Source organism: Caulobacter sp. HMWF025, assembly GCF_003060965.1.
Lineage (GTDB): Bacteria > Pseudomonadota > Alphaproteobacteria > Caulobacterales > Caulobacteraceae > Caulobacter.
This window is the reverse complement of the sequence record NZ_QAII01000173.1, coordinates 6,067-6,291: the sequence shown is the minus strand read 5'-3', so window position 1 is coordinate 6,291 and position 225 is coordinate 6,067. Positions and strand designations below refer to the sequence as shown.

Here is a 225-nt window from a genome sequence, read left to right as displayed (position 1 = left end):
GTGGATGCGGCGACCGCCGCCACGGCCCTGTGGCTCGAAGGCACGGCTTCGGCCGAGACCCTGACCGGCGGCACCGGCGACGACGTCCTGACCGGCGGTCTGGGCGATGACAGCCTGATCGGCGGAGCCGGTACCGATACGGCCCGCTTCAGCGGCACCCTCGCGGCCTCGACGGTCTACAGCGACGGCACCGGCGGCTTCATCGTCAGCGGCACGGACGGCTTT

At 72.4% G+C, this 225-nt stretch carries 1 pseudogene; it reads left to right on the top strand.

Annotation, left to right across the window (positions count from 1 at the left end):
• Nucleotides 1–225: pseudogene (locus DBR10_RS19220) on the top strand (hypothetical protein); the annotation flags it as partial.